General features: G+C 36.4%; 10 protein-coding genes and 1 pseudogene. All 11 read left to right on the forward strand.

Going from position 1 to position 8,118, the window contains the following annotated elements:
- Positions 1–191: 191 nt before the first annotated feature.
- The 11 genes and pseudogenes from ORL93_RS30350 (at position 192) to ssb (ending at position 8,080) form a co-directional block, all read left to right on the forward strand.
- Positions 192–1,181 carry a hypothetical protein gene (locus ORL93_RS30350; RefSeq protein ID WP_265960295.1) on the forward strand — a complete coding sequence of 330 codons (990 nt, stop codon included), beginning with the start codon at positions 192–194 and terminating at the stop codon, positions 1,179–1,181.
- 68 nt (positions 1,182–1,249) lie between these two features.
- Positions 1,250–1,438 carry a hypothetical protein gene (locus tag ORL93_RS30355; RefSeq protein ID WP_265960296.1) on the forward strand — a complete coding sequence of 63 codons (189 nt, stop codon included), beginning with the start codon at positions 1,250–1,252 and terminating at the stop codon, positions 1,436–1,438.
- A 4-nt stretch (positions 1,439–1,442) separates the two neighbouring features.
- Positions 1,443–1,574: a hypothetical protein gene (locus ORL93_RS30360; RefSeq protein WP_006097017.1), complete on the forward strand. Its 132-nt coding sequence runs from the start codon at positions 1,443–1,445 to the stop codon at positions 1,572–1,574.
- A gap of 13 nt (positions 1,575–1,587) precedes the next feature.
- Entirely contained in the window at positions 1,588–4,242 is a 2,655-nt protein-coding gene (locus ORL93_RS30365) for a type IA DNA topoisomerase (protein WP_265960297.1), read from the forward strand.
- 75 nt (positions 4,243–4,317) lie between these two features.
- Positions 4,318–5,325 (forward strand): DUF3991 and toprim domain-containing protein, encoded by a 1,008-nt coding sequence (locus tag ORL93_RS30370; RefSeq protein ID WP_265960298.1) that lies wholly within the window; start codon positions 4,318–4,320, stop codon positions 5,323–5,325.
- On the forward strand, positions 5,318–6,004 hold the full coding sequence (locus ORL93_RS30375; RefSeq protein ID WP_373926188.1) for a restriction endonuclease: 687 nt from the start codon (positions 5,318–5,320) through the stop codon (positions 6,002–6,004). Before ORL93_RS30370 ends, ORL93_RS30375 begins: the two co-directional genes overlap by 8 nt.
- A gap of 325 nt (positions 6,005–6,329) precedes the next feature.
- Positions 6,330–6,518: a hypothetical protein gene (locus ORL93_RS30380; protein WP_097786700.1), complete on the forward strand. Its 189-nt coding sequence runs from the start codon at positions 6,330–6,332 to the stop codon at positions 6,516–6,518.
- Between the two features lie 241 nt (positions 6,519–6,759).
- Positions 6,760–6,999, forward strand: coding sequence for a helix-turn-helix domain-containing protein (locus tag ORL93_RS30385; protein ID WP_018783539.1), 240 nt, complete (start codon positions 6,760–6,762; stop codon positions 6,997–6,999).
- 55 nt (positions 7,000–7,054) lie between these two features.
- Positions 7,055–7,285 (forward strand): hypothetical protein, encoded by a 231-nt coding sequence (locus ORL93_RS30390; RefSeq protein WP_265960299.1) that lies wholly within the window; start codon positions 7,055–7,057, stop codon positions 7,283–7,285.
- Positions 7,286–7,469: 184 nt separating this feature from the next.
- Positions 7,470–7,559 (forward strand): annotated as a pseudogene (locus tag ORL93_RS30395) (DNA-binding protein); the annotation flags it as partial.
- Positions 7,560–7,585: 26 nt separating this feature from the next.
- Positions 7,586–8,080, forward strand: coding sequence for a single-stranded DNA-binding protein (gene ssb / locus ORL93_RS30400; protein ID WP_265960300.1), 495 nt, complete (start codon positions 7,586–7,588; stop codon positions 8,078–8,080).
- The last annotated feature ends 38 nt before the right edge of the window (positions 8,081–8,118 follow it).

An 8,118-nucleotide genomic window follows, 5' to 3' on the forward strand; every position in this document is an offset into this window, starting at 1 on the left:
TGGTTGATCGGGAAAAACAATATGAACCATTCTCGAACTTTACGCAATTCCAAAATGTTGCAAAGAAAAAGAAACAAGAGGTGGAATTAGGACGATAAATGGCTTGTTTACACAATTTAATAAAGAATCAATGTCATCACTTATCGTTGAGAACGAGAAGTGATTTTTTATTATAAAGGAGGAAGTGAAAAATGAATATACAAGAACAACTGAAGCAAGAAGAAACCAGAGAAGCCTTATATAAACAAGCAATTAAGATGACTGGTAAACAAAAAGAAAGGTTCCCTGAAGGGAATATGCATGAAATACAAAGAGGAGTTGAGCCTGGTGTGGCTCGTTTTGCAATTCCATCTGTGACAAGCGAAATGGACTGGGGGCAAGGAGATATCACAATTGATGTTCATCATGATACAGGGAAAGTGAGAGTATATGAACAAGAAATAGATGGTGAGAATTGGTCGAAATCTTCTCTTCGACTTACAGGAGAGAAGCAGTTGTCTGATGTGGTAAAAAATTTGATAAAACAAAGAGCGATTGAACGGCAAAGAATGGATGAAACAGCCAATCAAAAGATGGAAAATCAAGTAGAACAGTCTTTCTCATCTCTAGAGCCATTAGATGAAAAAAATCATGTGGTGATGCCTAAAGCAATGCCAAAAGAGGCATATAAAGAGTCGTATAAGGAACAAATTTTAGAAGAGATTGCTCCTTCTCAGGATGAGATACGTTACAAGGAACAATATCAGGCAGAATTGCTTATGTTATTAGGAGTTGATAATGAAAAGGGATCAGATCCAAATAAACAAACCTCATCAAAAGAAAAACAGGATAATAGCCCAGTACAACAAGAAGAAAGGTATACGAAAAGTCGGGAAGAACGTGTTAAAGAAATGAAAGAGTTTGAGAAGACGCATTCATATCCTGAAGTATATCGGTTGAAAAAGGAAGCCCTTCAGGAGTTAAAAGGAATGAATCTAACAGATTCCCAGCGGGAAAAGTTGTCCAGCATTGAAAAATCCTTAGATCAAGAAAAACAAGAATACGATAAAAGTAGTAAAAAAGAATTCAGTAAGGAGGAAGAACCAAAGAAACCAAATAAATTTTCACAGCTTTTTCATCAGTTTAAAAACGTAAAAAAGAAAGAACAGGTAAAAGAAATAGAAATGGAGCATTCTAGATAGGTATATGTTGAGGAGAGTACTGTGAAACAGTGCTCTTCTTCTTTTTAACAACGAAAGGAGAGAAAAGAATGGTAAATATCGTTGAGATTGTAGATATCGATTATACGGGTGTGTGGGCAGAAACAAAAGATGCAGAAGAACTACTTTTTATTACCCTACCAAAAGAAAAAATTCGGCTTGTACGTGAAACGCTGTCAGAGAAAAAACAAATGTATGTCTTTCTGCAGAAAGATTGGGAATGGAGAAAGATGTCATGAATCCATGGCTATTTGCTGGCTGTATGTTGCTTGTAGTCGTGGCATTGAACATTTGTTTATGGATGGGGCAATGTGTGATGAAACGCTTCAAAATGCGGAGAATCAAGCGTCAAAATTAAAGATGTTACATACATGAGGAGGAATGGGTAATGGGAAAAACATTATTTATTGCGGAAAAGCCAAAAGTTGCATACGAATTATTGAAATCACCACGTTTTAGAAATGCAGAGAAACATATGGGGAGTAAACCTTATTTTGGATACTTTGAGAACCATCAGCACATTATTAGTTGGTGTTCCGGTCATTTATTAGAGCTGAAGCATCCAGAAGAAATAGATGAGAAATACAAAGAATTTAAATTCGAACACTTGCCCCTTTTGTTAAAGCCGGAATACAAAGTGAAGCAAGATTATATCGAACAAATCAATACTTTAGTAGAATTGTTGCAACGTCAGGATGTAGATCATGTGGTCAACGCTTGTGATGGAGACCGTGAAGGCGAGTTGATTTATCGTGAAATGTATGAATATGCGGGCGTAAATAAACGACAATCTCGCCTCTGGCTTGCTTCGTATGAGCCAGCCGAATTAGAGGCAGGACTGAACCGATTAGAGCCAGGGGAACACTATGACGGACTTGCAAATTCCGCAAAAGCAAGGCAATACCTAGACTATCTTCTCGGAATTAATGTGACGAGAGGATGTACAACGAAACTTGCTAAAAATCAGTTTTTATTAGCAACGGGTCGTGTGCAAATGTGCCTGTTACATGAGATTTGGCAACGTGAGGTAGCCATAGAAAATTATAAGGAACAGACCTACTATAATCTAAAACTCATCACAGAGAATGGATTAGAAGCTGTTATGAAGACAGAAGATCAGTTATTAGATCCAGCTCCTTTGCAAAAGCTTGGGACAAAACTAGTCGGTACAGCTTTAACCATAACGGAGTTTAAAGAGAGTACCAGAAAAAAGAAACCAAAATTGTTATATAACCTAACGGATTTGTATAAAGAGGCGCATTCGAAATTGAAAGTGAGTGCAGAAACCGCAAAAAAACATATTCAGAGTTTATATGAAGAAGGTTGGATTTCCTATCCTCGTTCGTCATCCAGGCATTTACCGACGGAAAAGGTAGGCAGAGTACAAGAGGTATTCCAAGCTTTGCAGTCTACCAATTATGCAGATTTGATTCAACTTGTGGATATGCATACCATAACGGAGAAACATACCACATTTAATGATGAACTTGTAGATAGTCACTTTGCCATCATCCCGACAACCAAACCATATGACGGGACCAATAGAAAACCATTAGAAATTCAATTATATGATTTGATTGTAAAGCGATTTATAGGGAACTTTATGTCACCGGCTGTTTATTTGGTGCGTGAAGCACAGTTCATGGATCAAGATGAAACTATATACAGTACAAAAGAGAAAGTTCTTCAAGAGAAGGGATTTTTAAGCGTATTTCACGAGGACATAGAAGAAGGGTCTGTGGAAAGCTTTCAAATCCCTTTCCTATATGAAGGAGACTCATTCCAAATCGTAAAACATGACCTCATTCAGTCAAAAACAAAGAAACCAGCATTCCATACAGAGAGCTCCATTCTAACGTTTATGGAGACCGCCGGTCGTAAATTAGATGATGACCATTTAAAAGAGTTAATGAAGGGAAAGCGGATTGGGACGGTTGCGACAGAAGAAACCTTTATTCCAAAACTCGCAACGAGAAATTACATCACAGTTACCAATGGCCAAATTCGTACTACGAAAATTGGTCGTGCATTTGTAGAAAAATTTCCGATAGATGAAATCAAAAATCCAGCTTATACGGCTGAAATGGAAGGGATGATTCATATGATCGAAAAGAAGGAAATGCAATACGGTAAATTTGTGGAAAATACGAATACATTTGTAAAAGAAACAGTTGCAAAACTTGGAGAAACAGAAGAAAAAGTAGCGGATGAAATGATTTTGAATTGGAATCAACAAATTGAAGTATGCCGTTGCCCATGTAAAAAGGGGAAAATCCTTCATAAGGGCAACTTCTATGGATGTAGTAATTATCCAGAATGTGAGATCCGTATACCGAAGAAAATTAAAGAGAAAGCGATTCCTGAAGCACAAGTAAAAAAGCTGTTTGAAAGTAAGAAAACGGATCTGTTAAAAGGCTTTAAATCCGGTGAGAAAGAGTTTTCAGCGTATTTAGTATTCCGAGAAGGCAAAGTACAGTTCCAGTTTCCAACGACAGAGGAGCTGTCTCTTGGGAAGTGTCCAGACTGTAAGAAAGGGGACATTCTTCATCGAAAAACATTTTTTGGGTGCACAGAATATAAAAATGGTTGTAAGTTCATGCTGCCAGCAAAAATCAAAGAAAAAGCGATTCCCCCTTCTCAACTAAAAAAGATTTTGACCGGGCAATGTTCAGACTTCATTCAAGGATTTAAAGGAGAAAAGGGTGAATTTACAGCGGCACTTTACTTGGATAAGGAGGGGCTAAAGTTTCGTTTTCCAACAATTGAGGATCGTACATTAGGGAAATGTCCGCTTTGTAAGAGCCGAGTGATTGTAGGGAAATCAACTTACTTATGTGAGCAGTATAAGAAGACTTGTGAATTCATTATTCCAGGGGTCGTGTCTGGAAAGAAAATTAGTAGTAACAATGTGATCAAAATATTAGAAAAGAATATGACCGATCAAATCAAAGGGTTTGAGTCCAAAAATAATGGGAAGAAATTTGATGCTCGTTTATCTTATAGCACGCAAGAAAAACGATTAAAATTCTTATTTGGAAAATAAATGATGTAGAGAACTGATACAAACAGTTCTCTTTTTTTATTCTTGAAACCATTCACAACAAGGGGAGGTGCCAACATGACATATCGACTGGCAGAGGAGGAAGTCATGAAAGCAAAAGATGTGGATTTGTTGTCGTATTTAGAAGCTAAAGGGGAGAAATTTCAAAAAGAGGGAAACTATTATCGACATACGGAGCACGATAGCTTGTTAATTCGTGACAATATGTATGCATGGAATAGCCGAGGAGAGAAAGGATACGGGGCGATTAGCTTTGCCAGAATGTACTATGGTATGACTTTTCAAGAAGCAGTTCGAGACGTGAATCTTGGTGATTATCCTACTTTTACATCTTCTAAGGAAGAAGAACCAAAACAAGATGAGCCCTTCCGTTATCCAGGGCATTTAGAAGTCCAGGATAAACAAGCCATTAAGCACTATTTAACTGATGAACGGAAGATTGACGCTCGTTTAGTAAATTGGTTGATTGGTCAAGACTTGATTGCACAGGATAAAAAGAAGAATGTGGTGTTTAAATGGCGGGAACAAGGTGGAACAGGAAATGTAGTAGGTGCGGAGCGTCAAGGGACGGTTAAGATGGAAAATAAGCGAGGTTCTTTTAAACAAATTTTGCCGAATGGAAAACCGCATACGGGATTTATGGTGGATGTTGGAAAACCAACATCCATTTATTATTTTGAGAGCCCAATTGACCTTCTTTCGTATTGGACGTTACAACAAAACCGACTACAAAATGCAAGGTTAGTCAGTATGAATGGACTGAAGATGAAAACCGTTTTACGTACATTTAAAGAGGCAAAAGATGAAGGATTTCCCGTGAATCGTATTGTCCTCGCAGTAGATAATGATAAAGCGGGGAAAGAATTCACAGAAAAGATAGGAGCTTTAACGATTAATCCACGTGTCCAAATGCACCTTCCTTCCCAAGAAAAAGATTGGAATGATGTACTGAAGGTGGTCATACAATCAACAGAAAAACAACAACAATCTCATATACAACCGCAGGGACAGCAAAAGAAACAAGCGGTACGAATACAGAAAAAGGAGATGGAACGTAGTGTCTAATCTGCCAGTCGGGCAACTTATACCAGTTGTGCCTGTATCTAGCATGATACAGGCTTTCATGTATGTTTTTATTTTTTATGTTCTCTTTCGTATTTATATTTTTGTTCATCGAATTATCCAAGAGAAAAGAGTATTGAAGATGATGGCAAAGTCAGGTATTCAGTACATTGATAAAATGGACGGATATCAGTTTGAAGTGTACTTAAAAGCTCTTTTTCGAGAACTAGGGTACCGTCCAGAGGTCACAAAACGCTCTTGTGATTACGGAGTAGACGTCGTATTAAAAGGGAAAAATCGTATTGTGATTCAGGCGAAACGATATGGGGTAAAGAATCGAGTTGGGATTCGGGCTGTGCAAGAAGTATATGCAGGGAAAGCCTATTATAAGGCAGATGAGGCATGGATCGTAACCAATAATGCATATACAAAACAAGCCGAAGAATTAGCAAAAGCATGTCAGGTAAAACTCATTGATCGTTTTGAGCTTCAAAAATTAATCAATAAAGTGAATCCAGAACAAAAAGCAGAAGATGTGTATCAACAAGTTGAACCAGGAGAACGAAAATGTCCGATTTGTAAAAATCAATTAGTCATTCGATATTCAAAGAAAAATGATAATAAGTTTTTTGGTTGTTCTCAATTTCCATCGTGTATGCATACGGAAGCAATTAATAGATGAGCTGAAAGGACGAAATTCAGCTCCTTTTTTATTTTATTCAAAAAAATGAAGTTCTTATTAAAAAATGGATTCTCAGATTACTTTGTATTGAGTTTTATTATCGACTCTAACGCAACAAGTATCAGACAAGTTAAAACCTTATTTAAAGGGGTTTATAAGCCTTAAATGATATTTTGAAGTATTCTTTATTAATTTATATAAATTCGAACTTATTTTACATAATAAAAAGATAAAATTCAGAAAATTTAACAATTAGACCTTGCAAGGGCGTGTCGATAAAGTTATAATGACCTTATAAGAGCATAAGTGATAAGGAGTGGTTCCAATGAGAAAGGCATCAATGGAAGTAATCCAAGACTTAAAGTATTTTCGTAAAAAAGGGCAAATTGGTTTCGATCTTAGCAATTTTAAGTATTATCAAATGTTTTGCAATGCATTAGAAGCAACGGGTACTTCGTATCACTTGGAGGTCAATGAATTAGAAGGAAATATAATCGTAATTAAAATGGTGTAAGGAAAGGAGAATGAAGGATGAAAATCAATACGCCAGAATGGTTATCCCTAAGTAAGGAAATTAAGGTGAAACTGATTCGTTTAGCTATTTTAGAATCAAGATTTAAGTATCAAAAATAAAAACCCTCTGTTGCAAAAAGCAAACAAAGGGCATTTGAATGAGTATCGTACGATGAAGGGAATCTAGCACATTCCCTTCTTTAACAGTATAGCATAGAAGGAAAACAACAAAGGAGATATTCATGAAAGAGATTGAAAAGTACATGACACCTAGTGAAGCGTCATTCCATTGGGGAATTGCTCGTGAAACACTAAAACATAAGTTTAGTCCCTCTGGAATGAACGAAAAACAAGTAGCAGAATTACAACGCATGTTAGATGAAGGATTAATTAAGTATTTTTTACAACCAGGAGGGAAGCGGAAAGAATGGATAATTAGTCGTCAAGCTATGTATGAATGGTTTGGTGAACCTAAAAAATAAAGGGAACTAAGAAAATCGTTATTTTAAAATACATGGAAAGGTTAGGAGAGTAACTATGACTAAAATAAGAGTAACTTTTTATTTGAGTAGTGGTGAATCAAGGGGTACTATTTTAGAAGCGAAAGACTTTAAAGAAGCACAAGAAATAATTAAAGAAAACTTTCGTATTCATAAAAATAATAACAACAAGAATGTGTTATATATTAATGCAGATCATCCAGAGGGAAATGTATTTGAAGTTATTGAAAATCATGTAGTTTGTATTGACTATGAAGAAGCTGAATAAATCAAAAACTGTACAAAAGAGTTATTTTAGTAAAAAGGAGAAATGACAGAAGTATCTTGTTAAATAATGGGCTCCTTCCAGAGGAGCTTTTTTAAATCACATCTAAATAATTTCACTTTACCGAATACAAAAAACTATAAAAATGGGATTATTAAGTACATTTTTCTTGAGTGGCTCCAAAAGTAAAGAATCGTTGCCCCCAGAAGGGAAGCGGAAAGAATGGATAATTAGCCGTCAAGCTATGTGTGAATGGTTTGGTGAACGTAAAAAATAAATTGGATTAAGGGAGGAAATAAATATATGTCTTTAAATCGTGTCATTTTAGTTGGGCGTCTTACCAAGGATCCTGATTTGCGCTACACACCAAATGGTGTTGCGGTAGCGACGTTTACGTTAGCTGTAAATAGACCGTTTATGAACCAGGGGCAAAAAGAAGCTGACTTTATTTCTGTGGTTATTTGGCGTAAACAAGCCGAGAATGTAGCAAATTATCTAAAGAAAGGTAGTTTAGCTGGTGTAGATGGTCGTCTTCAGACACGTAATTATGAGGGGCAAGACGGGAAACGCGTATATGTGACAGAAGTGGTTGCAGAGAGCGTACAATTTTTAGAGCCACGTAATAGTGGTGGAGGAGAACGTGATTCATTTAATCAACAGCCAGTAGGAGCTAGTTTTAGTAATCAAGGTTCGAACTCATTTAATCAATCTAGTAATTCTGGATTTAAAAAGAATGATGATCCATTCTCTAATTCAGGTCAACCAATTGATATTTCGGACGACGATTTACCATTTTAATGGGGGAGATCTTTGTACAAAAGGAGGAATCAATAGAT

The sequence above is a fragment of the Bacillus sp. DHT2 genome (genome assembly GCF_026241455.1).
Lineage (GTDB): Bacteria > Bacillota > Bacilli > Bacillales > Bacillaceae_G > Bacillus_A > Bacillus_A pseudomycoides.

Bases quoted from the DNA above. Each gene is read 5' to 3' on its own strand.
- ORL93_RS30365 (WP_265960297.1), top strand. From the start codon at position 1,588: ATGGGAAAAACATTATTTATTGCGGAAAAGCCAAAAGTTGCATACGAA.
- ORL93_RS30350 (WP_265960295.1), top strand. From the start codon at position 192: ATGAATATACAAGAACAACTGAAGCAAGAAGAAACCAGAGAAGCCTTA.
- ORL93_RS30380 (WP_097786700.1), top strand. From the start codon at position 6,330: ATGAGAAAGGCATCAATGGAAGTAATCCAAGACTTAAAGTATTTTCGT.
- ORL93_RS30355 (WP_265960296.1), top strand. From the start codon at position 1,250: ATGGTAAATATCGTTGAGATTGTAGATATCGATTATACGGGTGTGTGG.
- ORL93_RS30390 (WP_265960299.1), top strand. From the start codon at position 7,055: ATGACTAAAATAAGAGTAACTTTTTATTTGAGTAGTGGTGAATCAAGG.
- ORL93_RS30370 (WP_265960298.1), top strand. From the start codon at position 4,318: ATGACATATCGACTGGCAGAGGAGGAAGTCATGAAAGCAAAAGATGTG.
- ssb (WP_265960300.1), top strand. From the start codon at position 7,586: ATGTCTTTAAATCGTGTCATTTTAGTTGGGCGTCTTACCAAGGATCCT.
- ORL93_RS30385 (WP_018783539.1), top strand. From the start codon at position 6,760: ATGAAAGAGATTGAAAAGTACATGACACCTAGTGAAGCGTCATTCCAT.
- ORL93_RS30360 (WP_006097017.1), top strand. From the start codon at position 1,443: ATGGCTATTTGCTGGCTGTATGTTGCTTGTAGTCGTGGCATTGAACAT.